This window comes from Candidatus Litorirhabdus singularis (assembly GCF_026262625.1).
Classification (GTDB): domain Bacteria; phylum Pseudomonadota; class Gammaproteobacteria; order Pseudomonadales; family Halieaceae; genus Litorirhabdus; species Litorirhabdus singularis.
In genome coordinates, this window is record NZ_SHNN01000001.1 from 912077 (window position 1) to 937802 (window position 25726).

General features: G+C 55.8%; 23 protein-coding genes and 1 other RNA gene. 12 read left to right on the forward strand and 12 right to left on the reverse strand.

All coding sequences use genetic code 11. The features are described 5' to 3' along the window. Positions 1 to 76: 76 nt before the first annotated feature. Together fba and EYC98_RS04160 are read left to right on the forward strand one after the other, a co-directional pair. The gene (gene fba, locus EYC98_RS04155; protein WP_279244042.1) at positions 77 to 1141 is read left to right on the forward strand and encodes a class II fructose-bisphosphate aldolase; all 1065 of its coding nucleotides are present in this window, start codon (positions 77 to 79) and stop codon (positions 1139 to 1141) included. Between the two features lie 5 nt (positions 1142 to 1146). Beyond that, positions 1147 to 2097: an alpha/beta hydrolase gene (locus EYC98_RS04160; protein WP_279244043.1), complete on the forward strand. Its 951-nt coding sequence runs from the start codon at positions 1147 to 1149 to the stop codon at positions 2095 to 2097. Positions 2098 to 2216: 119 nt separating this feature from the next. On the opposite strand, the gene EYC98_RS04165 is transcribed toward EYC98_RS04160, so the two are convergent. From EYC98_RS04165 to serA, 5 genes are all read right to left on the reverse strand, one after another. Next, positions 2217 to 4508 carry a TonB-dependent receptor gene (locus EYC98_RS04165; protein WP_279244044.1) on the reverse strand — a complete coding sequence of 764 codons (2292 nt, stop codon included), beginning with the start codon at positions 4506 to 4508 and terminating at the stop codon, positions 2217 to 2219. Between the two features lie 319 nt (positions 4509 to 4827). Continuing rightward, positions 4828 to 7566, reverse strand: coding sequence for a TonB-dependent receptor (locus tag EYC98_RS04170; protein ID WP_279244045.1), 2739 nt, complete (start codon positions 7564 to 7566; stop codon positions 4828 to 4830). Positions 7567 to 7913: 347 nt separating this feature from the next. After that, entirely contained in the window at positions 7914 to 8900 is a 987-nt protein-coding gene (locus EYC98_RS04175) for a FecR family protein (RefSeq protein WP_279244046.1), read from the reverse strand. Positions 8901 to 8980: 80 nt separating this feature from the next. Then, positions 8981 to 9547, reverse strand: coding sequence for an RNA polymerase sigma factor (locus tag EYC98_RS04180; protein WP_279244047.1), 567 nt, complete (start codon positions 9545 to 9547; stop codon positions 8981 to 8983). A 141-nt stretch (positions 9548 to 9688) separates the two neighbouring features. After that, a complete protein-coding gene (gene serA, locus EYC98_RS04185) occupies positions 9689 to 10918 on the reverse strand; it encodes a phosphoglycerate dehydrogenase (RefSeq protein WP_279244048.1) in 1230 nt (409 codons plus the stop codon). A gap of 110 nt (positions 10919 to 11028) precedes the next feature. On the opposite strand from serA, the gene EYC98_RS04190 reads away from it, so the two are divergent. Further along, on the forward strand, positions 11029 to 12426 hold the full coding sequence (locus tag EYC98_RS04190) for an FAD-binding oxidoreductase (protein ID WP_420887161.1): 1398 nt from the start codon (positions 11029 to 11031) through the stop codon (positions 12424 to 12426). Here EYC98_RS04190 and rpiA read toward each other — a convergent pair. After that, positions 12423 to 13103, reverse strand: coding sequence for a ribose-5-phosphate isomerase RpiA (gene rpiA / locus EYC98_RS04195; RefSeq protein WP_279244888.1), 681 nt, complete (start codon positions 13101 to 13103; stop codon positions 12423 to 12425). The genes EYC98_RS04190 and rpiA overlap by 4 nt on opposite strands. A 137-nt stretch (positions 13104 to 13240) precedes the next feature. Between rpiA and ilvA the strand changes: the two genes are divergently transcribed. Together ilvA and EYC98_RS04205 are read left to right on the forward strand one after the other, a co-directional pair. Further along, a complete protein-coding gene (gene ilvA / locus EYC98_RS04200; protein ID WP_279244049.1) occupies positions 13241 to 14758 on the forward strand; it encodes a threonine ammonia-lyase, biosynthetic in 1518 nt (505 codons plus the stop codon). Between the two features lie 159 nt (positions 14759 to 14917). After that, complete coding sequence (locus EYC98_RS04205) at positions 14918 to 15079, forward strand: hypothetical protein (RefSeq protein WP_279244050.1); 162 nt, start codon at positions 14918 to 14920, stop codon at positions 15077 to 15079. Here the strand turns inward: EYC98_RS04205 and EYC98_RS04210 are convergent. From EYC98_RS04210 to EYC98_RS04225, 4 genes are all read right to left on the reverse strand, one after another. After that, entirely contained in the window at positions 15076 to 15705 is a 630-nt protein-coding gene (locus EYC98_RS04210; RefSeq protein WP_279244051.1) for a 5-formyltetrahydrofolate cyclo-ligase, read from the reverse strand. The two genes, EYC98_RS04205 and EYC98_RS04210, sit on opposite strands and share 4 nt — an antisense overlap. A gap of 21 nt (positions 15706 to 15726) precedes the next feature. Next, a non-coding RNA gene (gene ssrS, locus EYC98_RS04215) (6S RNA) lies at positions 15727 to 15904 on the reverse strand. 32 nt (positions 15905 to 15936) lie between these two features. Next, positions 15937 to 16266, reverse strand: coding sequence for a cell division protein ZapA (locus tag EYC98_RS04220; protein WP_279244052.1), 330 nt, complete (start codon positions 16264 to 16266; stop codon positions 15937 to 15939). Beyond that, positions 16263 to 16550, reverse strand: coding sequence for a TIGR02449 family protein (locus EYC98_RS04225; RefSeq protein WP_279244053.1), 288 nt, complete (start codon positions 16548 to 16550; stop codon positions 16263 to 16265). Before EYC98_RS04225 ends, EYC98_RS04220 begins: the two co-directional genes overlap by 4 nt. 92 nt (positions 16551 to 16642) lie before the next feature. On the opposite strand from EYC98_RS04225, the gene EYC98_RS04230 reads away from it, so the two are divergent. The 5 genes from EYC98_RS04230 (at position 16643) to EYC98_RS04250 (ending at position 21352) form a co-directional block, all read left to right on the forward strand. Then, on the forward strand, positions 16643 to 17206 hold the full coding sequence (locus tag EYC98_RS04230) for a UPF0149 family protein (RefSeq protein ID WP_279244054.1): 564 nt from the start codon (positions 16643 to 16645) through the stop codon (positions 17204 to 17206). Beyond that, positions 17206 to 18462, forward strand: a complete 1257-nt coding sequence (ubiH, locus tag EYC98_RS04235) for a 2-octaprenyl-6-methoxyphenyl hydroxylase (RefSeq protein WP_279244055.1) — start codon at positions 17206 to 17208, stop codon at positions 18460 to 18462. The genes EYC98_RS04230 and ubiH overlap by 1 nt, the downstream gene beginning before the upstream one ends. Beyond that, complete coding sequence (locus tag EYC98_RS04240) at positions 18449 to 19660, forward strand: UbiH/UbiF/VisC/COQ6 family ubiquinone biosynthesis hydroxylase (protein WP_279244056.1); 1212 nt, start codon at positions 18449 to 18451, stop codon at positions 19658 to 19660. The genes ubiH and EYC98_RS04240 overlap by 14 nt, the downstream gene beginning before the upstream one ends. A gap of 113 nt (positions 19661 to 19773) precedes the next feature. Beyond that, the gene (gene gcvH, locus EYC98_RS04245; protein ID WP_279244057.1) at positions 19774 to 20166 is read left to right on the forward strand and encodes a glycine cleavage system protein GcvH; all 393 of its coding nucleotides are present in this window, start codon (positions 19774 to 19776) and stop codon (positions 20164 to 20166) included. Then, positions 20150 to 21352, forward strand: a complete 1203-nt coding sequence (locus EYC98_RS04250) for a class I SAM-dependent methyltransferase (protein ID WP_279244058.1) — start codon at positions 20150 to 20152, stop codon at positions 21350 to 21352. The genes gcvH and EYC98_RS04250 overlap by 17 nt, the downstream gene beginning before the upstream one ends. On the opposite strand, the gene EYC98_RS04255 is transcribed toward EYC98_RS04250, so the two are convergent. Further along, on the reverse strand, positions 21336 to 21992 hold the full coding sequence (locus EYC98_RS04255; RefSeq protein WP_279244059.1) for a histidinol-phosphatase: 657 nt from the start codon (positions 21990 to 21992) through the stop codon (positions 21336 to 21338). The two genes, EYC98_RS04250 and EYC98_RS04255, sit on opposite strands and share 17 nt — an antisense overlap. Positions 21993 to 22139: 147 nt before the next feature. Here EYC98_RS04255 and EYC98_RS04260 point away from each other — a divergent pair, with 147 nt between their 5' ends. Both EYC98_RS04260 and ptsP read left to right on the forward strand, forming a co-directional pair. Next, the gene (locus EYC98_RS04260) at positions 22140 to 22631 is read left to right on the forward strand and encodes an RNA pyrophosphohydrolase (protein WP_279244060.1); all 492 of its coding nucleotides are present in this window, start codon (positions 22140 to 22142) and stop codon (positions 22629 to 22631) included. 12 nt (positions 22632 to 22643) lie between these two features. After that, positions 22644 to 24917 (forward strand): phosphoenolpyruvate--protein phosphotransferase, encoded by a 2274-nt coding sequence (ptsP, locus tag EYC98_RS04265; RefSeq protein ID WP_279244061.1) that lies wholly within the window; start codon positions 22644 to 22646, stop codon positions 24915 to 24917. Here the strand turns inward: ptsP and EYC98_RS04270 are convergent. Further along, positions 24895 to 25668, reverse strand: a complete 774-nt coding sequence (locus EYC98_RS04270; protein ID WP_279244062.1) for an NRDE family protein — start codon at positions 25666 to 25668, stop codon at positions 24895 to 24897. The two genes, ptsP and EYC98_RS04270, sit on opposite strands and share 23 nt — an antisense overlap. Positions 25669 to 25726: the final 58 nt, after the last annotated feature.

The window sequence follows — 25726 nt, forward strand, 5'->3', positions numbered from 1 at the left end:
GGGTCCGCTAGTCGGACAGCGACGTTAATTAAGACCGTGTCCGCAGTGGCCGGCTAACAACAGACAGGGACAAAACATGGCACTAATCAGTATGCGGCAGTTGTTGGACCATGCGGCCGAGCATGGCTACGGCGTACCCGCTTTCAATGTGAATAACCTGGAGCAGACCCGGGCCATCATGGAGGCGGCTGACCAGACCAATAGCCCAGTGATCATGCAGGCCTCAGCCGGTGCGCGCAAATACGCGGGCGCGCCGTTTCTGCGGCACATGATTGAGGCGGCCATTGAAGAGTTTCCGCATATTCCGGTGGTGATGCACCAGGATCACGGTGTCAGTCCGGCGGTTTGCCAGCGCTCTATTCAGCTGGGTTTTTCATCGGTGATGATGGATGGCTCCCTGGGTGAAGATGGCAAGACGCCTATGGACTATGACTACAACGTCAAGGTGACCCGCCTCGCAGTAGATATGGCGCACGCCTGTGGTGTATCGGTAGAAGGCGAGCTCGGCTGCCTCGGCTCGCTGGAAACCGGTGAAGCTGGCGAAGAAGATGGGATTGGCGCCGAGGGCATACTGACACAGGAGCAGATGCTCACCGACCCTGAGGAAGCCGCGCGCTTTGTCGCTGAAACTGATGTCGATGCGCTGGCTATCGCCTGTGGTACCAGTCATGGCGCCTACAAATTTACCCGCCCACCTACCGGAGATATTCTGGCCATGGACCGAATTCGGGCCATCCATGAACGTATTCCGAATACCCATTTGGTGATGCACGGTTCATCTTCAGTACCGCAGGAGTGGCTAGCTATAATCAATGAGTTTGGTGGTGAGATTCCGGAAACCTATGGTGTACCGGTAGAGCAGATTCAGGAAGGTATTCGTCATGGTGTGCGCAAGATCAATGTCGATACCGATTTGCGTCTGGCTTCTACGGGGGCCGTGCGACGCTTTCTGGCGCAGAACACGTCCGAATTCGACCCACGCAAGTATCTCGCCGCGACGATGGTTGCTATGAAGGACATCTGTATTGCCCGTTATGAGGCTTTTGGCACCGCTGGTAATGCCGACAAGATCACAGCATTGTCACTAGAGGCAATGACCGGGCGCTATAGCTCCGGGGAGTTGACCCAAATCGTCAAGTGAGCGCTATGATTAGCGTGGAGCGGTTAGCGGCAGTGGCTGCTGATTTGCGCCCGATCAATCTCGGCGCCGGTCCGTTGTCGTCAGAAGAGCGTGCCTATCTGGCGGCTTATAATATTGATTTTCAATCTGAATTTGCAGGGCTAACACATGCTCTGGGTTATCTTGACGCTGCGCGACAGCGTCTTGCCGTACACATTCTTACGGTGCCTGCAGCAAAGGGCAACCTGCTGCTGGTGCACGGCTATTTTGATCATGTGGGGTTGTTTGGGCATCTGATCCGGTTTGGGTTGGAGCGGGGTTACAATGTGGTCGCTTTCGACCTCCCCGGTCATGGTTTGTCCACCGGCGCGGCCGCCGTTATTGAGGACTTTGGTGATTATGCCGAGGCCTTGCAGGCAGTGCAGACTGCCGCTATCGAAGCGTTGCCGGGGGATTGGTATGTGATTGCACAGAGCACCGGTGGAGCGGCGGTATTAGAAAGCCTGGTCCAGGGCTGGCGGCAGGCGCGGGCGATCGCTCTGCTGGCGCCCTTGGTGCGACCAGTGGGTTGGTACTGGGTGCAACCGGCACACGCGGTATTGCGGCATTTTCGGAAGTCGCTGTCGCGTAAGTTTGCTCAGAATTCCAATGATCCGGTATTCCTCGAATTTTTGCGCAACGACCCGCTTCAGGCTCGGCAATTGTCCCTGGTTTGGATCGGCGCGCTGCGACGCTGGCTGCATACTTTGCCGCGCAGTTTGCCTTGCCAAATACCGATTTTGGTATTGCAGGGTGACAACGATGAGACCGTCGATGGTCCCTTTAATACCGCTTATATAGAACGCATGATCGATAATGTTGAGTTGCAAGTGCTGCCGGGAGCGCGCCATCAACTGGCCAACGAGAGCGCTTCAATACGTCAACAGATAGGCGCCCGGCTGGATCAATTTTTCAGCAACTATCCGTTATCGTCGTAGCTTTCGTCAGTCAAAAAAAAAGCCCTCCTGGGAGGGCCTTTTTGTAGCGCCACGCGGCTACCAGGTCGGTTTCTGCCAGAGATAGCTAAAAGCGCTCCCTCGGCATAGTCTGTTAGGGGTCAGAAATCATACTTGATTGAGACACCCACTGTGCGAGGCTGAGTGTAAACGCCCAGGGAGGTAAACATTCCGGGGCCTACAATTTGGTCTCTACGATTCTGCAATTTCATTTCATCGAATAAGTTGGTGGCATACAACTGACCGGAAATATTGTTGAAGGTCAGCCCAAAGTTGAGATCAGCCAATACGTACTCGTCGACTGTGGTGTTCACGTTGTTTTCGGAATCGCTGAAACTGGTATCCATCTTTCCCACATAGCGCAGTCCGCCGCCCAAGGTAGCGTCCAGACCACCCAGCATAAACGCGTAGGAAGCTCTCAATGATGCAGTGGCTTCCGGAATATTGGGGTGCTGGTCTCCCGATACAGCTCCAAGAAATGCATCGTCGCCATCCAATTCATTGTCGTTCCAGGAAATGCCTGCAGTGATATCCAGCCCGTCCAGCGGAGACATAACCGCCTGTGCATCCAAGCCATAAGCTTTGAGAGTGCCATCGTAATTGGCATTGCCCGAAGTGCCGAAGGCGGTGATGATGGTCTGGAAATCCTTGAACTCGCTATACCAGAGCGCGAGATCATAACGGAACAAGCTGCTGCCGGATTCACCTTTGATGCCTGCCTCGTAGCTCCAGACTTCATCGGAGTCCAGTTCACAGCCATTGTTGATGAGCCCCACGGTGTTTGAGCAGTCATTGGGATCGACATCGGGGTCTTCCTCTGCCTCTGGGCTTACCACAGGTATGCTGGCAGACGCTGGACGATAACCGCTGGCGATACTTCCATAGAACATATTGTTCTCATTGAAACGATACCGGGCAGCCAGAGAGTAAGTGGCTACCGTGTCATCGTTGTTCCCGAATGATGTCGTGCCAGGGTCAGTTAATGCCCCATCCTGAGTGAGCTCGAGTTCTGATTCATGATTGCTGATGCGTGCGCCCAGGGAGATATCGAAGTCCGGGCTGACGAAATAGGTGATGTTGCCGTAAACCGCATACTCGGTATATTCGCTGGGGAAATTGACGAAACCAGTGACCTGATCGGGCACCGGATCTGGCATTAGCGTTTGGCTCTCAGCGGTTTCCTCGTCGGCGTAGTAAAAGCCTGCCAGCCACTCCAGGGAGTCACTCTGTGGTGAGGTCAGGCGCAGCTCTTGAATATACTTCTTTGAATCGGACGCCAGATCCAGACCGACCCGCTCGGTTGTGCCTGGCGGAAGTCCCAGTGCTCCGTCCACCACGAACGGTGGCAGGCTGCTTGAGATATCTGAGAAGCTGGTAAAGTTATACTCAATGAGGCTACTGACAGACGTCAGGGTTGCCCAGTTCCATTCATAGTTAATCGTCAATGCGTAGTTGTCGTACTCGACTTTGTTGAAACCGGGCTGGGATGAAGTCTGGAAATCACCATACAGGGGATCGTCAGAGTCGGGCCCCTCAAGCTCGATTCTCGCTCTTGCGTCGTACTCATTTTCGTCGTGCAGCACCTTCAGTTTGAGGTCGCCGCGATCAGAGAAACGATAGAGCATATCGATCGCATAGCCTTTACGCTCTGTTTCGTTGATTCCATCTTGCAGCACTGCTCCGGTGTCCGGATCAATCCAATCCACGTAGCCTTCGTTATTTTGGGAGAAGCCTGACAGGGTGAGCCCCAGCGTATCTTTGATAATCGGTACACTGATACTGCCATTGTAGAGTTGGTTCAGGCCTCCGTTCTCCGTATCAGAAAGGTTGGCGCCAACGCTGCCACGCATTTCCTCGAGCGCAGGCTCGCGAGTGATGTAGCGTACAACACCGCCAACCGCGACAGATCCATACAGGGTGCCCTGTGGTCCTTTTACCATCTCTACACGCTCAACGTCGCCCAGCAGGCCGTCGTAGTAAAGCTCTGCGCCGCTGGCATAGGGGGTATTAGTACTCATGGGAACGTCATCGACGTAAATACCCACCACCGGGGTGTTGCCCGCTTGGGGAATACCTCGGATGCCAATGCTGCCTTGGCCAATCACCCCCCGATCGATAAAAGAGACACCGGGCGTGTACTCAATCATATCGCGAAGGGTACCGAGTCCAATCTCTGTGAAATCATCCGGTGAGAAGGCAATAATAGAGCCCGCTATGTCTTGAATAGCCTCTTCACGCCGAGTGGCTGTAACGATGACTTCCTCCAGCGCGGCTGATGGATCCACATCCTGTGCTTGGACCGACGGTATTGCCGTCAGTGCACCGGCTATTGCGAGGGAGAGTGCAGTTTGCCGGTACGCCGGGCGTAGGTAATTAAAGTGTCCCGAATTCATGGTCTTGTCCCTAGTAATTTTCAATGACTGGTATTGCCCTGACTGCCCTAGCCCACCTGATTTAAGCAGGGTAGACCAAGTGCTCGTCCTTTAATGTGAACTATTCACTGTTGGGCTGAATATTAGTATATAAATCAGGCATTAACAGGCAAGACTTAATGTTTGATACAAATAGTGTGAGATAAGCCACAGTTATTCTGCTGCAGTTGACGATTGTCGGCATCGATGTCGCAAAACTTGATCTATAGCTCCGGTAAGTGGGCATTCACTAACCCTGATATCGATGAATTTCGGTGCTGAGTAGACGTTCAGAAGTGTATTAGAAGCGCTGGCTAAGCTTGGCATACCAATAACGGCCACGAATATCATGGGTGCGGCCGTCGAAGTTGTCGTTAAAGGCTGAGGCGGCAAAGGGCGGCTCTGAATCCAGCAGATTGTCGACGCCTACGGCCATACGCAGTCCATGGAGAACATCAAACAGATAACTGGCCTGAACGTCATGCACCAGCCAGTTGCGAACCACACGACTGGTGGTGGTGTTCGGAACGACCTCTTTGAGACTGCTTACAAAATGCAGGTCGTAGCTGCCACGCCAACGCTGCCGCGCCCATTGCATCCCGATGTTACCTTTCCATTTGGGCAGTGCACCGGCGCCTTCTGCCTGTGGATCGCGAAAGCTACCGGACAGGTTAACGGTTGGGGCATCGGCATCCAGCTGGAGGGTGTACTCGTCCATATAGGCTACATTGAGCCCTGTTGAGAGCTGCCCCCAGTCGCGTTTGGGCAATCGATAGTTGAGACCAAAGTCGATACCCTGCACGCGACGTTCACCCACGTTAACTTTGGTTGCTGTCACTTGCTGCAGATTGCCGCGCTGGTCGCGCACCACATTGTCTTCGAACTCGCCGAACTGCGCATTCTGGCTGAGGATAAATTGGGCGCTTGAGTCCACTACTTGAGAGGTCTCAATATCGAAGTAGTCGGCAGTGGCATTGAATCCCGGCGCGTTACCAGGGGTCCAGACAATACCAATGCCATAGCTACGTGATTTCTCCGGATTCAGCTCGGGATTGCCGCTGGTAATCGTCAGGTACTGGTAGCGGCCCGGGTCTGCTTGTTGTGCGCAGCCGGGCAGAGTACCCACGTTCTCTGGCAGTATGCAGGGATCGAACAGCATCGCGTGAGCTTCGGTCGCGCCAGAGTAGAGTTCACTGAGGCTAGGAGCCCGGAAGCCCTGTGCATGGGTAGCGCGCAGCAGCAGGGCGGGGCTGAGTTGAAAGCGCAGGCCGTATTTGGGATTCGTAATATCGCCAAAGTCGCTATAGCGTGAATAGCGCACAGCGATTTCGAGGTCGAGCTTGATCTGCTTGTCTGCGGACTGCCAAACTGGAGTGATGCTCTCGCCATAGATCTCGGTAATATTGCGACGACCTTGAGTGGGAGTGAGATTATCCGTGCCAATGATAGCCATATTCGCCAGCAACCCGTCCGGCTTCTTGCTGGTATTTTCATCGCGGTATTCCATGCCGATAGCAAAATCGATGGTGCCGGAAGGCAGTTCAACCAGTTTGCGCGCCGCGGTGAAACTCAAGCTACCCAGACTGCTCTCTCCGTCGACATTGCTGTTGACCGCCAGAAAGCCCAGCTGTTCTGCGTCGACGCTGCCTGCAGCGCCAAATAGATTAATAGGTACGCAGTTATCGATAGCAGAGCCCTGACAGTTGGCGGCCGGGCCGATGCCTCGCTGGAGATTGCTGGCATTAATAAGGCCGCGGGATCGCTCGCGTGCCTGACTCTTGCTCCAGCTATAGCTTAATTCCCAGTCCCAGCCACCATGCAGTCCCTGCAGTATTGCAGCAAGTCGCTCTACCTCGGAGCTATTGTCCTGGCGTCTGGCGCCCAGTTCGGTAAAACGACGACGCAAATCAGTGATGGGTTCGCCAAACGGGTTGTAGATGTTGTCGGCAGCCACTTCCAACGGTATTTGCTCGAAGCCCGTAAATACTGGTGTTGGCGCGAGATTCGCCTGTGACTGTGTCTCTGTGTAACTTCCCTCCAGAGTGCCGGTCAGACTTTCGCTAAAATCAAAGCTGGCGGTTGCATAGATATATTTTCGCTCGGACGGCACCAGTGAGCTGGTGTAGATCGGATAGTCAAAACGGTCTTCGGTGCTAGCTTCACGGTAGGTGTTGCTGGCGGCATCGCGAATAACCACGCTGCCGTCGGAGCGGGTTACCCTGGCTGCGGGTGTAGCGGTAGAGCGGCGATCGTTGCCGCCGCGGCTGCGACTGTCTGCAGAAGCAGACAGAGGGCGTTCTCGTGATTGTATTTCGCCCTCACTGAAATAGGAGGCGGTCATGAAAAAGGAGCCACTGTTAAAGCCGGTACCGTACTGAAACGTGGTAGTGACTGCCTCGCCATCGCCCTGCTCGGCGGTGCCGTAATATTGCTCGAGCATGGCGCCATAAAAGTCGCGTTTCATAATGATGTTGACAATGCCTGCTATGGCATCAGAGCCGTAGATTGCCGAGGCGCCGTCCTTAAGTACTTCGATGCGGTCGACGGCGGCTGGCGCTATGGAGTTGAGGTCGACCGACTCACCACCGAGCCCGTCATTGGCTACGCGTCGACCGTTGATGAGCACCAGCGTGCTGGACGCCGGCAGCCCGCGCAGAGTGGCGGTGGCAGTGCCGTTGCCGCCATTGCTGATGGCCGTGCTGGTAGGGTTGCCTGACACTGCGGGCAGGCGCCGCAACAACTGGCCTAGTGTTTGCGCCCCACTGAGCTCGATGTCCGGCGCGGAGATCATATCCACCGGCGCGGACCCCTGCAGGTGGTCGCGTTTGATACGGGAGCCCGTAACCTGACTGCCGTATACGTAGAGCTCCTCAATACCTGGAACGTAAAGGGGGTTGCGAATCAGCAGTTCAGCTTCTGCGGGGCAGCTATCGGTGAGCTCGCAGCGGGCGTCATAAACAGCAATGATGCGGTCGTCGACTAGCCGATAATCAAGATCAGTATTCTCGAGTAACTTTGCCAGTGCCGTATCAACGTCCATGGCACCAGTGAATCCGCCGCTCTGAATGTTACGGGTTAGATGGTCCGGAAAAACAATTGCCAGGCCGCTCTGATGACTGAACTGAATCAGGGCTTGGGACAGGGCCAATTGGTCACTGATTCGGAACTGGAACTGGGGCTCCGCGCTGTGGCTGGGCGCAGCGATGAGTATGGAGGTTAGTAACAGGCACGTCAGCCAGAGCCTCCCAGCGTTCTGGCCGTGTGCTGATCGATTCAAGGTTGTGGTGATGCTTATATTTGTCTGCTCCACGGACGCGCCGGACCTCATTGAGACAGGGCGCCGCTCGCAGGCGGTCATAAGACAACCCCTTCATAGGGGTTTATAGCTTATAGGGGAGTCTTGATCAATAGAATGCTTGAGTCCTCTAGCTCAACGCCTTGCACGCCGATGCTATGTTCCAGGGCCTTGAGGATCACCTCGGGCTGATCAATAGGAAAGATGCCCGACACAGTCGTCTGTGCCAGCGAGGCGTCTGAAACGATGATGCGAGCACCATGGTAGCGCGCCAATTCGGCCACCAATTGGCCCAGAGGCATAGCTTGGGCGACGATGTTGCCGTCGCGCCAGGCCAGTACGGTGCTGGCTTGTGTCTGTGCCGGGCGCCGCAGGCCATTGTCATCGGTTGCTACTGATTGGTTGGCATACAGTAGCTCGGTGGCCGGCGCTCGAGCGCCCGTGTTACCCAGCTCTGTAACACGCACGACGCCACTGGCCACGGTAATATGGCTAGACTCGCTGCCCCGCATAATATTGAAAGCGGTGCCCAGCACGCGGACTTCAGCGCTGCCTATATCAACGATGAAGGGCCTGGCGGTATTGTGATATACCTCAAAGAACACTTCGCCGCGCTCGAGTTTGACGCGGCGTTCCGAGTCGAGGTATTCCACCTGCAAACGACTATTGGTATTGAGCGTCATCACCGACCCGTCGGCCAGCTCTACGGATTTACGCTCGCCGAGCTGCGTGCTGAAGTAGGTGGGCTCAGTTGGACTCGTTAGCCACTGTGGTGCGGTGAAAAGAGCGAACACGAAACAGGCGGCCAACGCCAATGCCCCCAGCGTGCGTTGGCGGCGACCGACAAGCTGGCGCGGTGGATTGACTGGCATATGTTGGGTTACGCCGAGATCGTCCCAGAGTTCAAGCATGTTATCCATAGCGGTGGTATGCGCCGGATTGGCGGCGAGCCAAAGTGCGAATTGTTGCTGGTCCTGTTCGCTGACGTTGTCGGCGCGCAGTCTTACCAGCCAGCTAGCGGCCTGCTCTTCCATGCGTTCTGCAAAGGGATCAATGGTGTTTTTATTATCTGTGTTCACTTACAACTCTGTCAGGTGGAGGGAAGTTTTACTTCCGCTTTTGATAATAAACGAAGCCGGGACGATTTCCCTCAAGTATTTCATGGCCGTTTTATCACTGCTGCAGGGTTGCCAGCGCCATCCTGCCGGGCCAAAGCAGCGCGGCAATGCTTGAGTGCCTGCAAAATATACTTTTCCACGCTCGATACAGAGACGTCCAATTCGCGGGCTATTGCAGTGTAGGACAAACCAGAATTACGACTGAGCAAAAAAGCCTGGCGACATTTGAGAGGCAGCTCGTCAATGGAGGCGTAAATTAGCGCCAGCCGCTCCCGGGCAGCGAGGATTTTCTCAGGTGAGGCTCCGCTAGCGTTAGGGTCCTGGCTACCGGCCTCCTCTCCCTGACCTTCCTCAGATTTCAAAAAGCGATAATGCAGCGTGCGTCGGCGCAAATGATCCACGGCCAGATTGGAGGCAACCTGAAACAGGAAGGCGCGCGCATTATCCAATGTCTCAGGCTGTTGTAATCGGTAAATGCGGAGATAGGCTTCCTGCGCGATTTCAGCCGCATCCGATGGGTTGTCGAGCTTGCGGGTCAGAAAGCGCTCTAGCGAGTTGCCATGATCGGCTATCAGGTCGCTGACAAATTGTTGTTTCAGCTTGTTCATCTACGCGCAGCCGGCAGGGGTTCAGAAGCGGGCCGGACAGGGGGTGCATGGGCGCTCCATCCGGGACCGGTCCAGTGTGACAGAGCAGGGCTCATTCTGCACGTCATCGGATGCGTCATATCCCTGTGCAAATCCGCTAGTCTAGAACAACATGCGGGTGCGCAGCGTACCCTCGATGGCTGTTAGCTTGGACAGTGCCATTTCGCTGTATTCTGCAGCGATATCGATAACTACGTAGCCAATATTCTCGTTGGTTTGCAGGTACTGACCGGTGATGTTGATATTGTTGTCGCTAAACACCTTGTTGATGGCGCTCATGATTCCCGGCCGGTTGCGATGTATGTGCAACAGGCGATGGCTGTCTGGATGCTCCGGTAATGCCACCTGAGGAAAGTTAACGGCTGATGTGGTGGTACCGTTATCACTGTAGTGAGCGAGTTTTTCCGCCACCTCCATACCGATATTTTCCTGAGCTTCCTGGGTGCTGCCGCCAATATGCGGGGTCAGAAAGGTGTTATGGAAGGCCCTTAACGGCGACAGGAATTCATCGTCGTTGGAGCGCGGCTCCACCGGGAACACGTCTATTCCGGCGCCACCGACATGGCCGCTGTCGAGGGCTGCAGCCAGTGCGTCAATATCGACAACGGTGCCCCGTGAGGCGTTGATCAGAATCGCGCCTGCGGGCATTTGGGCCAGCTCGGCGCTACCGATCATGTTGCGAGTGGCAGCCGTTTCCGGCACATGGAGGCTGACGACATCAGATTGTGCCAGTAATTGGTTCAGGCTGGGCACAGGGCGTGCATTGCCCAGCGGCAGTTTGTTACTGACATCATGGTAGCTGACCTGCATACCCAGCCCCTCGGCGAGTACGCCAAGCTGCATACCAATATTGCCGTAGCCAACGATGCCGAGTTTCTTGCCGCGAATCTCGAAGGACTTGTTGGCACTCTTCTGCCAAATACCCTGATGTGCCAGTGCATTTTTTTCCGCTATGCCACGCAGTAGCAAGATGGCTTCGGCCAGGACCAGCTCCGCTACGCTGCGAGTATTTGAAAATGGGGCGTTGAATACCACGATGCCGCGAGTTGTGGCAGCTTGCAGATCAACCTGATTGGTGCCGATACAAAAACAGCCAATTGCGATTAGCTTTTCGGCGCAGTCCAGAACTTCATCAGTTAACTGGCTGCGAGAACGAATACCCACAAAATGAGCGTCGGCAATGGCCCGCTTCAATTCCTCCGTAGGTAACGCCTTCGGGTGAGTTTCGATATTCGTATAACCGGCCCGGCGCAACGTATCGATAGCAGACTCATGCACCCCCTCCAGTAACAGAAACTTGATTTTGGCCTTGTCTAAAGAGGTCTTTTGCATGATGGTCGCTACTGAAGTGGGGTATGGCTGGATTTGCGGGCGCGTATGATAGCATATGCGGCCGCGCCGTTAATGCGGCAATAATCCGGATTTTTGGTGGAGGTTTTCAGGTGACATTGGCCCCTGATTTGTTGGATAAATTGAGCCGGATAGTCGGCGCAAATAAACTGCTGATGGACGCTGAGGCTCACGTTCAATACGGTCGTGACTGGACCCGGGTGGAGACACCCTCCCCCGCCGCCGTCGCGTTGCCCGGCAGTATTGAGCAGGTGCAGGCGCTGGTGCAGCTGGCAAATGCTGAAGGGCTGGCGATTGTGCCGTCAGGCGGGCGCACCGGGCTCAGTGGCGGTGCGGTGGCGGCTCGCGGTGAGCTGGTGGTGGCGCTGGATAACCTCAATCAGATTGGCGCCTTTAATTCGATTGACCGCAGTGTGGTCTGTGGCGCTGGCGTGATCACCGAACAATTACAGCAATTTGCCGAGGATCAGGGCCTGCACTACCCGGTGGATTTTGCTTCCAGTGGCTCCAGCCAGATCGGCGGCAATGTGGCTACCAATGCGGGCGGTATCAAGGTGATTCGCTACGGCATGACGCGGGACTGGGTAGTCGGTTTGAAGGTGGTTACAGGCACCGGTGAGCTATTGGAGCTTAATGCCGGCTTGATCAAAAACAACGCCGGTTATGACCTGCGGCACCTGATGATCGGCTCAGAAGGTACGCTGGGTATCATTGTCGAAGTCACTATACGCCTGTGTCGGGCGCCCACTGATCTTGCCGTGATGGTGTTGGGGGTTCCCGATATGCCATCGATTATGTCCACGCTGGCTGAGTTTCGACAGCAAATGGAGCTGACGGCCTTTGAGTTCTTTTCTGAGCCAGCGTTACAAAAAGTCGTTGCTCATCAGGATCTGCAGCGTCCGTTTGATGAACCCTGCGCCTACTATGCTTTGCTGGAGTTTGAGCAAACCTCGGGCTCTGAGATGGATCAGGCCATGGCGCTATTTGAGCACTGCCTGGAGCAGGGCTGGGTGCTCGACGGCGTGGTCAGCCAAAGCGTGGCTCAGGCTCGCAACCTGTGGCGACTGCGGGAAGATATCTCAGAGACGATTGCGCGTTGGGCGCCCTACAAAAATGACCTGTCGGTGGTGGTTTCCAAAGTACCCGAGTTTCTGACTGCGGTTGAGGCACTGGTCAACGCCGCCTACCCGGACTTTGAGATCATCTGGTACGGGCATATTGGAGATGGCAACGTACATTTGAATATCCTCAAGCCGGAATCATTGAGCATCGCTGATTTTGCCGAGCAATGCGGCGAGGTAAGCAAAGGCGTATTTGAGATCGTCCGCGAGCACCGCGGTAGCGTTTCTGCTGAGCATGGCGTGGGCGTTTTGAAAAAGCCCTACCTGCCCTACTCGCGGTCGCCGCTTGAGATTGAGCTGATGCGCGCGATCAAGCGCAGTTTCGACCCCAATGGGGTGCTTAACCCAGGCAAAATCTTCGATCTCTAGGCGGGACTGGCGTGCAGAGTTTGTACGCCGTCCTTACCACCTAGCAGCAGGACATCTGCTGGCCGCTGCGCAAACAGGCCGTTGGTAACGACGCCGACAATCGCGTTGATCTGCGCTTCAGTCGTCAAAGGCTGGGGAATAGGGAAGTTATAAACATCCAGAATCACGTTACCGTTGTCTGTAACCACGCCGTCGCGATACACCGGATCGCCGCCCAATTTTACTAATTCTCTGGCCACGTGGCTGCGCGCCATGGGTATGACCTCGACCGGCAGAGGAAATGCACCCAGGTGGCGCACCAGTTTGCTGTCGTCACAGATGCAGACAAATTCGTCTGCCACCGCCGCGACAATCTTTTCGCGGGTCAGAGCAGCGCCGCCGCCCTTGATAAGCTGTAGATGCGCGTTGGTTTCGTCGGCGCCGTCGACGTAGACGTCGACGCGGTCCACGGCATTGAGTTCGTAGACAGGTATACCCTGTTCACGCAGGCGCTCAGCTGACGCTTCAGAACTGGCTACAGTGCCATAGATAGCGCCTTTGTGTGCCGCCAGTCCATCGATAAACAGGTTGGCCGTTGAGCCGGTACCAATGCCGATAACACTGTTGCGTTCCAGTTTGGACATGACGTAGTCGACAGCCGCGTTGGCGACGAGTTGCTTGAGCTGATCCTGATCCACTGGCTTATCCGTATCGTTGCGGGGTGCGCGATCATTATAGGCGCTAGCGGGGTGCGGATGACAGGGTTCTGGCTGCAAACTGGGCAAGCTTCAAGTACTATGGCGCGCTTGCCACCCCTGGGGTTGGAGCTGGGACCATGCCAAAAAACTACATCAAGAAAATACTGGAGGCGCGCGTCTACGATGTCGCGCGTGAGACTCCGATTGATCATGCCCGACTATTGTCAGCGCGGCTGGATAATAACGTGCTGCTCAAGCGTGAGGACCTGCAACCGGTATTTTCCTTTAAGCTGCGCGGTGCTTACAACAAGATGTATAGCCTTACTGACGAAGAGCGCGCTCGCGGTGTTATCTGCGCCTCTGCGGGCAACCACGCCCAGGGCCTGGCACTGGCAGCGCGGCATATGGATGTTAAAGCCACTATTGTCATGCCTCGCACTACCCCCAAAATTAAAGTTGATGGCGTTCGCTCACATCAGGCCAAAGTCCTATTGATCGGCGATACTTTTGATGAGGCTGCAGCGCACGCGCAAAAGCTGGTCGCGGAGAAGGGACTGGTCTACGTGCACCCCTATGATGACCCCGAGGTGATTGCTGGCCAAGGTACCATTGGGGTGGAGATCATGCGTCAGCACCCTGACCCTATCGATGCCATCTTTGTTCCGGTCGGCGGTGGTGGTTTGCTGGCTGGCATAGCAGCCTACGTCAAATACGTGCGTCCGGAAGTCAAGATAATCGGTGTAGAGCCCGAAGACGCCGCCTGCCTGCAGGCCGCCATGGCCAAGGGGCGCCGAGTGACCCTGCCCCAGGTCGGTCTGTTTGCCGATGGCGTTGCGGTAGCGACTATCGGTAAGGAGCCGTTCCGCATCATTCGCCAGCTCGTGGACGAGGTGATCACCGCCAGCACCGATGAAATGTGCGCCGCCATCAAAGATATTTTTGAGGACACCCGCAGCATTGCTGAGCCAGCCGGTGCGCTGGCCCTGGCCGGGCTGAAAAAATACGTCGCCAATGGTGGCGTCACTGGACAGACACTGATTGCTATAGCCAGTGGTGCCAACACCAACTTTGATCGGCTGCGCTATATCTCCGAGCGTACCGAGATCGGAGAAAAGCGCGAGGCCGTGCTCAGTGTCATGATTCCTGAGCGCCCGGGTAGCTTCAAGCGCTTCTGCAGCGCGATGGGCAAGCGTGGTATCACCGAGTTTAATTATCGCTATGCTGAGGGCGGCGAGGCCCATATTTTTGTCGGTCTGCAGATCGCTGAAGGCAGTGAGGATCGGGCCGAAGTGGTTGCTGCCCTGCAAGCCAAAGGCTATCCGGTGGTCGACCTCACCGACAACGAAATGGCCAAGTTACATATCCGCCATATGGTCGGTGGCCCAGCGCCTGCGAGCATCACAGATGAGTTGGTTTATCGGGTGGAATTTCCGGAGCGCCCTGGTGCCTTGCTAAACTTCCTGACCCATTTGGGTCAACGCTGGAATATCTCCATGTTTCACTACCGTAATCACGGTGCAGCCTATGGCCGAGTGTTGCTGGGATTACAGGCTAAAGCCTCGGAGCGCAGAGAAATAGAGGCGGTGCTTGATAGTATCCACTATCGCTATAGTGAAGAGACGGCTAACCCTGCCTACGAGATTTATTTGAGTTAGCGCTAACTTAGTAGCTTGATTTTTCTTCACGAGGGACTACAATCAGATTTTGTGGCATATTACCAAAAATTGCTGTTGAGTTTTTGAGTGCTAGATAAAATGTGGCCTGGAGCAGTTGTCAGGTGTTTTTACCGGGCTTACCGGATAAGAGTAGAAACCGTGAAGAGAAAACCTGATTTGATGTTAGTACTATTGGCCGTGTTTGGTATCAGCATGGTCATCACCCTGATGTTACCGACCAGCGCCACGCGCTCGGTAGCAGCACCTGCGTCACCGTTACAGGCCGGTCTGCTGGCTGAGACTGAAGTCCGGTTCCGTTAGCGGCGGCTGCCGCACATCCAGAGTTCGCAGTCCGTTACTACAGCGTCCAACTGCCTGTCATGAGGTAGTGTTGGCAGAGTCTCAACCTGTTGAAAACTATGTGCCAGCCCCAACAACGTGGGTCTTTGTCGGCGCAGTCTGTCATCTGCGAAACAACGGTCATAGAAGCCACCTCCCATTCCAAGGCGCTCTCCCTGGCGCGTAAAGCCTACCAATGGCGTCAACACCAGATCCATTTCAAGGCTCGGGTAGCTTGGTGACGCGGGCAGTGGTTCCAGAAAATTGAAGCCACCACGGCGCAATTTGTCTCCTCGGCTATAGCGCCGAAACGTCATCTGGCCAGCGTGGGTAACGGGTAAGTAGACCTGTTTGCCCAGGCGCCAGCAAAGACGGATGCTGGGGGTGCAGTCAGTTTCTCCATCGGATGCCAAGTAGCAGGCGACATGCCGGGCACGGCGAAACAGTGAATGGTACAAAAGGTGGTGGGCAACAGCCTGTGCGGTGGCGGCTTGCTGCACAGATGACAGAGCGCGGCGTTGGGCTCGTAGCTGACGACGTAACGGCCGCTTCTGGAGTTGACCCGGCGGCGCTTGGTTGTCTTTGCTGTTATAGCTTGATGCGGTCACAGGCGTGAATTCTGATATAAATGGATCCCCAGAGTACCGCTGACGGCGGCGCCCTTGAACCCGATGGTTCAAGGCGGTGGTTGCTGCACTGAATTAGGCTTCCCGCAATGCGGACATGCACATCATCAGCGACTAGTAACCACCTAGGTAACAATTATCGGGTAGAGAACTAGCCGTCTGGCAAATACACCAGGTATCCGCTGTTAGTATAACGGAACTGACTGACGTGGGCTAACTGATCTCCAATTGACGCAAGGAATAGAGAGCTTCGTCTATTTTTGCGGTCAGACTGGATAGTTCTGCCAAGGGTAGCTCAGCGTGAGACGGTGCTCTGTCGACCTCTTCCTGCTCTGAAGCCTGTAATAGTTCATGGCTGATATTCAATCCGGCCATGACCGCTATGCGCTCCAGCCCAATAACCTTGCCGTTTTCACGGATGGTGCGCATCTGTTTGTCCAGGTAGGACGCCGAAACCCGCAGCTCTGCCTCTTGCTCCGGCGGGCAGGCTACCTGATAGTCCTTATCGAGAATGCTGACAGTAACAGTGCTTATCTTGCTCACGAGTCTTGCTCCATCGCCTTCAGGCGGCTTATTATCGCCTCGACCTTGGTTTTGGCCAGTTCATTCTTATCGATAAGGTTTTGCCGTTCCTTCGACCAGGAGTTGGCATTGGCTTTGAGGGAAGCATTTTCTCGATTCAGATCGGCGCAGAGCTCGATCAGGGTATCGATTTTTTCTTCCAGGAGCTGTAGTTGTGAATCTGGCATTGGGGTTAACTTATGTATTTGTCCAATGCCCGTTACTATAGAGGCGATATTGTCACAGGTCAATGCTGACTTATTCATTAATATCAATAACCTACATTACTTTCCCATAAATAGGTGCAAGTTAAGGCCCGCTAGCGGCCGAGGTTTGCCAACCGCGCTGGACTAAAACTATGCCCGATAGCTATTTTGACCACGAGCAAGCACTGGACTTTGATGACTACGCTAACCAGTTACTGGAACAGGGTCTGCAGGAGTCGCCAGCTCATTTGCACGGCGGAATCTGTGGCCTGCTGGTCGCCGCACCGCTGGAGCCTGATCATTGTCTGGCCGCGTTGTGCCAGGCGCTGCAACTGGATATACGCGGTGAGTTGGCGGGGTCCAGCCTGCAACTTATTCTGGCAACGACTAAGGCGATGGCCGATGATCAATTTGAGTTCCATCTGTTTCTACCCGACGATGAAACGGAGATAGAGCAACGTATTAACGCGCTGGCAGATTGGTGTCGCGGATTTTTGGCTGGCTATGCGATGGCGGTCACTGATCCCGGTGCCGATGGTCTGGGCGATGAAGTGGCTGAGATCCTGAAGGATGTTTCGGCGATTGCGGAAGTGGGCATGGATAACGAAATTGACGATGAAGAGGCGGAGAGCAGTTATTTTGAACTCACAGAATTCCTGCGCTTTGCGACGCTGAACCTGGCTCAGGACGCCCTGCAGATGGACGAGGCCGAGTAGTGTCCGCTGCCGACACCTGCGATGTCGCCATTGTTGGCGGGGGTATGGTTGGCGTGAGTCTGGCTCTGGCTCTGGCGCAAACGTGGCCGCAGAAGCGGCGCATTGTGCTACTGGAAAGCTTTCCTTTGCCTGGCGCCACGCCTGATTTCGCTGCGGGCTATAGCCCTTCGTTTGATGCGCGTTCGACGGCTTTGTCCTACAGCAGCTGCCTTATTTACCAGGAGTTGGGTATTTGGGAGCAGTTGCTTCAGCGTGCCTGCCCTATCGCGCGTATCCATGTTTCCGATCGCGGTCGCTTTGGACATGCCTTATTGCAAGCGCAGGAGTGCGACTGGCCAGCCTTGGGTTATGTCATAGAAAACGCCTGGTTGGGTAATATTCTTATTCAGTGCCTGCATGAGCAGGGGCGAGTCGAGTTGATTAGCCCGGCGACAGTAACCGGTGCCAAAATTGACGATGCAGGTATGGCATTGGAATTGGCCAACGGTGAGCGCTTGCAGACGCAGTTACTGATTGTGGCTGATGGCGCGCAATCGGGCCTGCGTGAGGCGCTGGGCATTGATACCGATACCCGCCGCTATGATCAACATGCGGTGGTTGCCAATATAGGGCATGCCCTGCCGCATGGGGGTTGTGCCTGGGAACGGTTTACCCGCAATGGCCCGCTGGCACTGTTGCCTTTGCTCCCTGACGCCGCAGCACCGCATCGCAGTGCCTTGGTGTGGACCTTGCCGCCGCTTGAAGCAGAGCGCATGGCAGCGGCCAGCGAAGTGGATTTTTTGCAGTCTTTGCAGCAGGCCTTCGGTTACCGCCTGGGCCGCTTGCAACGGTTGGGGGAGCGCGCGTCTTATCCGCTCAATCTGGTGCAGGCTAAAGAGCAGGTGCGCAGTGGCCTGGTTGTGATTGGCAATGCTGCTCACGCCTTGCATCCTGTGGCTGGTCAGGGCTTCAATCTGGCGCTGCGTGACGTGGCGCGGTTGGTTGATGTGCTGGGTGACGCCGAAGTGCGGGGCGAGGACTTTGCAGCCCTGACAGTATTGCAGCGCTATGCCAACGCGCAGCGCCGCGACCAGCAGCGCACGGTGGAGTTCAGCGACCGTTTACCAGCGTTGTTTATGCGTCATGAAACCGCCTTGGGCGCGCTGCGCGATGTGGGGCTGATAGGTCTTGATCTGATACCTGCACTGCGCCGTGAATTTGTTCAACAAACAGCCGGCACCGCCGCCAGCGCGGAGTATCGTCGTGTCCAACCCTGATTATGATGTGGTCATTGTCGGTGCCGGTATTGCCGGCTCAGCGCTGGCCTGCGCCCTGCTTGAAACGGACTTGCGGGTGGGGCTGGTGGAAGCCAGTCCGCTGTCTACCGAGGCTCCTACGCCGGTCGTCGAGGTCAACGATTTTGACCGCCGGGTAAGTGCGATCACGCCCCTGTCTCAAGCGCTACTACAGAAGCTAAACGTATGGCCTATGGTCCTTGAAATGGGGGTAAGCGCTTACCAACATATGCGGGTTTGGGACGGGGATGGTACTGCCAGCCTGAATTTTTCTGCCACTGAGCTCGACGTGCCGGTGCTGGGTCACATCATTGAAAATCGGGTGCTGACAGCGGCCTTGGCACAGCGCGTGTTGAGTAGCGGTAGCGTGAATGTGTTGGCGCCCCAGCGGGTGGTGGGTTATGAAGCCCTGCCCCGGGGCGCACGAGTAGAGTTGGCCGACGGCACGGCACTCAGCACCCGCTTGTTGGTGGCCGCTGATGGGGCCTTGTCGGGCGTGCGCGAGCTGGCGGATATGCCGACCCGTGAATGGGACTATGGCCATCATGCGATTGTGTGCACGGTAGAGGTCGAGCGTCCGCATCAGAATACCGCATGGCAGCGCTTTAGCAGCACTGGGCCACTTGCGTTCCTGCCGTTGTCATCGCAATCGGGGCGTCACTACTGCTCCATTGTATGGTCGCAGCAGAATGAAATTGCAGAGGAGTTGCTGGCACTAGACGATGTCGCCTTTACGCAGGCTTTGGGTGATGCGATTGAATGGCGTCTGGGACAGATAATGGCACTCTCTGCGCGCGCTGGATTTCCGCTGCGCCAGCGCCATGCCATTGATTATGTGCAACCAGGACTGGCCTTGATAGGTGATGCTGCGCATACCATTCACCCATTGGCAGGCCAGGGCATCAATCTGGGGCTGCAGGATGTCAGCGTGCTGGCCGAGGAAATCATGCGTGGGGTGCAGCTGGGCATGGACCCGGGTGAGTTGGCTTTGTTGGCGCGTTACCAACGTCGCCGCAAGGGGGAAAACTTGTTGATGATGGCTGCTATGGACGGCTTCAAGCATGTGTTTGAACAACAGGCTTTGCCGCTTCGCTGGCTGCGCAATACCGGCATGCGACTGGTGGGTCAAGCCGTGCCATTGAAGCAGCAGTTGATGCGCCACGCCATGGGTATCCGCTGAGTTTCCGCGGGCTAAGCCAGCGCAAAGATATCAAAGTGCGGCAGGATTGTTTTTCCCAAGCGGGGGAGTAGAATTGTGCGGCTTTCTCCATTACCGACTATAGGGACTCTCCAATGAGCCAGACACCAGCAGAATTAAAATACGCCAGCAGCCACGAATGGGTGCGGCGGGAGGAAGACGGGTCTATCACCGTTGGCATTAGCGACCATGCCCAGGACGCGCTGGGCGACGTGGTGTTTGTTGAGTTGCCTGACTTGGGTGCGCAGCTGGCAGCCAGTGATGAGGCGGGTGTGGTTGAGTCCGTGAAAGCGGCTTCAGATGTTTATGCGCCGGTCAGCGGCGAAGTTATTGCTGTTAACGAGGTGCTGGAAGACGCTCCCGAGACGGTAAACTCCGATCCCTATAATGACGGCTGGTTCTATAGGCTGCAGCCGTCTGATGCCAGCGAATACGAGAAATTACTTTCCGCGGAAGAATACGACGCGCAGTGTGCTGAAGAATCCTGAACTGTGGTTGCGCAAGGGCGCTGATCGGCGCCTGCGCGGCGGCCATCAGTGGATCTATAGCAACGAGATAGACAGCAAGCGCAGTAACCTTTCCAGCTTTAGCGCCGGTGATCAGGTGGTGGTCAAAGCCGCCGGGGGTGAGATCTTGGCCACTGCGTTGATGGAGCCTCAGTCATTAATCTGTGCGCGGGTATTTGCAGAGGGCGAACGCCACTACGATCTTGAACTGCTGTGCGAGCGGTTGCAGCAGGCACAAGACTTACGCCGCTCGCTGTTTACTGAAGATTATTACCGTATGGTTTATGGCGACAGTGACCGTTTGTCTGGCATTGTAGTTGATCGCTTCGCAGACTATTTGGTACTGCAACTCAATACAGCGGGTGTCGAACGCTATCAGGCACTGCTGGTCGAAGCTTTGGTGGCAGTCTGCCAGCCGCGCGGTATTTTGTTGCGCGCCGACAGCCGCAGTCGTCGGGAGTTGGGCCTGGAACAGCGTACGGAAGTTGTCTATGGAGAAGTCCCCGAACAAGTGCCTCTGATTGAAAATGGGGTCGAGTTCATGGCTCCGATTATGACCGGTCAGAAAACGGGATGGTTCTATGATCACCGTGATAACCGCGCCACTCTGCGGCGTTATGTGCAAGAGTCTGAATCACGGGTACTGGATACGTACAGCTATGTGGGTGGCTGGGGCGTGCAGGCAGCGGCCTTTGGTGCGGCTGAGGTGGTCTGTGTCGACAGCTCTGCAGCCGCTCTGGAGGCGGTTGCTGAAAATGCCCGTTGCAATGGCGTGTCTGACCGGGTCAGCGTACTGCAGGGGCAGGCGACAGTGGTTATGGAGCAGCTAATTGCTGCCGGTGAACGCTTTGATATCGTGATTCTGGACCCGCCGGCGTTTGTGCAGCGGCGTCGGGATCTGGGTAAAGGTCGCAAGGCTTATCGTCGTATTAATGAGTTGGCCATGCAATTGCTGCAACCGGGGGGTTTACTGGTTTCCGCTTCTTGTTCCATGCAGCTTGAGCTCTCTGACCTGTTGCTAGAGCTGCAATCTGCGGCGCGGCGCACCGGGCACTTTGTGCAGGTGCTGGAAACCGGGCATCAGGGAAGAGACCACCCCCAGCATCCGGCGATACCAGAGACCGCCTATCTGAAAGCGGTGTTTGCCCGGGTTAATCCCGTAAGCTGATAATCGGCCATCCCTGCGCCTGGGCGTGGGCGCTCAGACGCTCGTCCGGGTCTACCGCAACTGCGTGATCAACTTCTGCCAGCAGTGGTATGTCGTTGTGGGAATCACTGTAAAACCAGCTTCCGGTTAGAGATTCGCCAGTGTCCTCAAGCCACTCCCGCAAGCGAGTGACTTTGCCGACGCCGTAACTGGGGGTGCCAACCGGAGCCCCTGTGTAATGTCCGTCTACAATTTCTGCATCGCAGGCAATCAGTTCATCAATGCCCAGACGCTGTGCGATGGGTTCTGTTATATAACGGTTGGTGGCGGTGATAATGAGTAACCGGTCGCCCTGGCGCCGATGTTTTTCAACCAGGGCAGTGGCCTTGGGCAATAGCATGGGCTCAATTTTGGTGCGCATGAAGTCTTCATGCCAACGCTGAGCCGTGGCCTTGCTTTGGCCAGCCAACGGGGACAGAGCGTGCCGTAAGTAGGCGTCTATATCCAGCTCGCCGGCCTGATAATCCGCGTAAAAAGCGTCATTACGCGCGCTGAACCCGGCAGCTTCAACCAGACCGGATTCGCAGGCAAACTCGCCAAAGGCGTGGTCGCTATCACCCCCCAGCAGGGTGTTGTCCAGATCAAATATAGCCAGTGTCATGCGTTGCCTCTTACGTTTTAGTTCGCTATCGAGAGCCGTGTGCTCGATACGGAAAAAGCACCCTCTGATTGTCGCCAATTGGTCCACTGACCAAAAGTGTGGAACAATAGCAGGTTCGTCGCCAAATAAAACGCGGTTAAAAGAAGAGTGATAGACGCAGACGGATTCAGACCCAATGTTGGCATTATGCTGGCCAATCAGCACGGGCAATTATTGTGGGCACGGCGCATCGGTCAGGATGCCTGGCAGTTCCCCCAGGGCGGCATCAATCATGGTGAGTCGCCAGAGCAGGCTCTGTACCGTGAATTGGAGGAGGAAGTCGGTCTGCAAGCCGATTCAGTTGAGGTTCTGGCTTGCACCAAAGGTTGGCTGCGTTATCGGCTGCCGCAGCGGTTTATTCGCAAGAGCCAGAAGCCAGTGTGTATTGGGCAGAAGCAGAAATGGTTTTTGCTAAAGATGCTGGCGGATGACAGTGCAGTGTGTGTCGATGCCAATGCCAAGCCAGAATTTGATCACTGGCGCTGGGTCAGTTATTGGTACCCGCTGAGTCAGGTAATCCCTTTTAAGCGCGATGTATATCGCAGGGCGCTGCGTGAACTCGCAGCCCCCTGTGGCAAGATTCACCGACAGAACAGCTAGGAGACGCTCACTTTGCTTGAAATCTTGCGCAATATTGTCCAGGAGGTTAACACCGCCGAAACCCTGCCGGCAGCTCTGGAGATTATTGTGCAGCGGGTGCGCGACGCGATGGGGACCGAGGTGTGTACTGTGTACATGCATGACCCTGAGACTAACCGCTTTGTGTTTGAGGCCACTGAAGGGTTGAACAAGTCCCTGGTGGGCAAAATTAGTATGGCTGCTGGCGAAGGGCTGGTCGGCCGCGTCGCCGAGCGCGAAGAACCCTTGAATCTAGAAGTTGCCACCGCTCATCGGAGCTTTCGCTTGCTGGAAGGTATCGGAGAAGAACCTTTTAGTGCCTTTCTCGGCGTGCCGATCATCCATCGGCGCGAGGTGCTGGGCGTGCTGGTGGTGCAGCAGCAGGAAAAGCGTCGCTTTGATGAAAGCGATGAAGCTTTTCTGGTTACGATGTCGGCGCAGTTGGCCGGGGTGATTGCGCATGCTCGGGTTACCGGTGCCGTCAGTGGCGCCAATAGCGGTGCTGGCGCTGGCGGCGTGCCCACCAAAATTGCCGGTATCGCCGGGGCGCCTGGTATCGCTATAGGGCGTGCCGTAGTGGTATCGCCGGTAGCCGATTTGTACGCCGTGCCGCAGCGCCGGGCGCAGGACCGACGTGCAGAATTACGCGCTTTTAAACTGGCTTTGCGGTCGGTTCGCAAAGACATTGAGCAGGTTGCGGAAAAGCTGGGCACTCAGCTGAACCCGGAAGAGCACGCATTATTCGATGTCTATCTGCGGATTCTGGATGACGCCACCATAGGAACCGAAGTCGCCTCGCGAATCAAGGCCGGGCAATGGGCTCAAGGCGCGCTCAGCGAGGTCATGATTCAGCATATCAAGCACTTTGAACGCATGGAACAGAGCTATCTGCGTGAGCGAGCGGTGGATGTTAAGGACCTGGGTACGCGAGTACTGGCGTATTTACAGTCCACAGATACCGAGCGGCAGGAGTTTCCCGAGGCGTCCATTTTAGTGGGCGAAGAATTGACCGCTTCGGTGCTGGGAGAAATTCCGCGGGAGAAATTGGTCGGCATTATTTCGGTCAAAGGTTCGGGCAATTCCCACGTTGCAATTTTGGCGCGGGCGATGGGCGTGCCCACCGTAATGGGGGCAGTAGACTTACCCTATACCCGCTTGGAAGACCAGGAATTGATCATCGACGGCTATTACGGTGAAGTTCACATGAATCCGGATGCTGCGATTCGCAGGCGTTTCGCCGGTATATTGGCGGATGATCAGGCGATATCGGAGGAGCTGGAGTCATTGCGCGACGTAGCTTGTGAGACCACCGACGGTAAACGGTTACCGTTGTGGGTTAATACCGGGCTGATGGCTGATGTAGCGCGTTCGCTGGATCAGGGCGCTGAAGGAGTGGGTCTATACCGCACCGAAGTACCCTTCTTGCTGCGCGAACGTTTTCCCAGTGAGGAAGAGCAGCGCCAGATTTACCGCAGCCAACTAGAGGCCTTTGCGCCGTTGCCGGTGACCATGCGCACCTTGGACATTGGTGGCGACAAAGCCCTGCCCTACTTTCCCATAGAGGAAGAAAACCCGTTTTTAGGCTGGCGCGGTATCCGGGTCACCCTGGACCACCCGGAGATTTTTCTGGTGCAGGTACGGGCTATGCTTAAGGCTAGCGAGGGCTTGGATAATTTACGCATCATGTTGCCGATGATCAGTAACGTTGCGGAGCTGGATGAGGCGATGGAGTTTATCCGGCGCGCCTATCGTGAAGTACTGGAAGAGGGCAGTGTGGTGAAGATGCCCCCGGTTGGCGTTATGGTAGAGGTGCCTGCGGCAGTATATCAAGCGCGAGCGCTAGCCCGAAAAGTAGACTTCCTTTCGGTGGGCAGTAATGACCTTACTCAATATCTGTTGGCGGTCGACCGCAATAACGCTCGCGTCGCGGACCTATATCATGCCTATCATCCGGCGGTTCTACAGGCATTGCAGGCAGTGGCTGACGCGGCCCATGCGGAGGGCAAACTGGTGGGTATTTGCGGAGAGCTCGCCGGCGACCCGGGCGCTGCGGTGCTGCTGCTAGCGATGGGTTATGACGTGCTCTCGATGAACGCCACCAATTTGACGCGGGTCAAGAAAGCTATTCGCAACCTTAATATGGAAACCGCTCGGACGGCGTTGGCTCAGGCGATGTTGCTGGAAAGCTCCGATGAGGTGCATGAGCATCTGGCCGGCGTGCTGGCAGAAAACGGCTTGCAGAGCTTTATTCACCCGCGGTTGGATTAATACAGAAAGCTCGTTGTTGCAGGCGGGTGCCGCCGTGACCGTAATTTTGCTCCCGAAACCGGATTATTCCGCTGCGTTCTATCGACAGCGTTGAGGTAGCGCGAGTGCCATAATCCGGTGCCACAATAAACTGCGCCGATAACAAGCGCTCAAGCTCCAACCCGACTCCGGTCTCAGGCAGCCTGTCGTCGGGCTCGACCTCAGCGCTGCTTACCGCTCTAGACAGTTCGTCATGACTGATAAAATCCTGTGTCAGCACACTTTGTAGCTCTGAGATACCGCGAGTCTGCTTTGGCCAGGGGGTGTCGAGCAGCGCATTGCTGAGACTGTATAGCCCAGGCGGTAAGCAGCGTACTTTATGTTCCAGATTAGAGTAGTAGTACAGCTCTTCGCCGTCGCCTAAAATCAGGTTAAAGCCGGCATAACTGCCAGCGTCCATTGCCAGTTGTTGCAGATAGTCTTCTGCACGTGTGGTGCCGCTGAGAAAGTCCAGCGTCAGCATGCCGCGTGAGCGCGGCTTGTCAGGGGTAGTGGGCGGGTTCCGATGATTAGTGATGGCGGCGAAGCGGCCTCCGCGCGTAATACCCAGCCAGGTGCCTCCGGCGACCAGATCACGGCCGGCCAGCAACTGCTGATGCTGCGGCCAGAATCCGGCGTTGGCGGTTTCACGCTGATAGTGCTCATCGCGATTGGCGGCGACCAGTAGTGGGTAGCGATGATGCTGCTGATGAGCAAAAATAATCAGGCACATGAGGGCTACTGAGGTCCTGTTGATTGTTTATCGGTGTCGGCTGGCCGATAATACACGC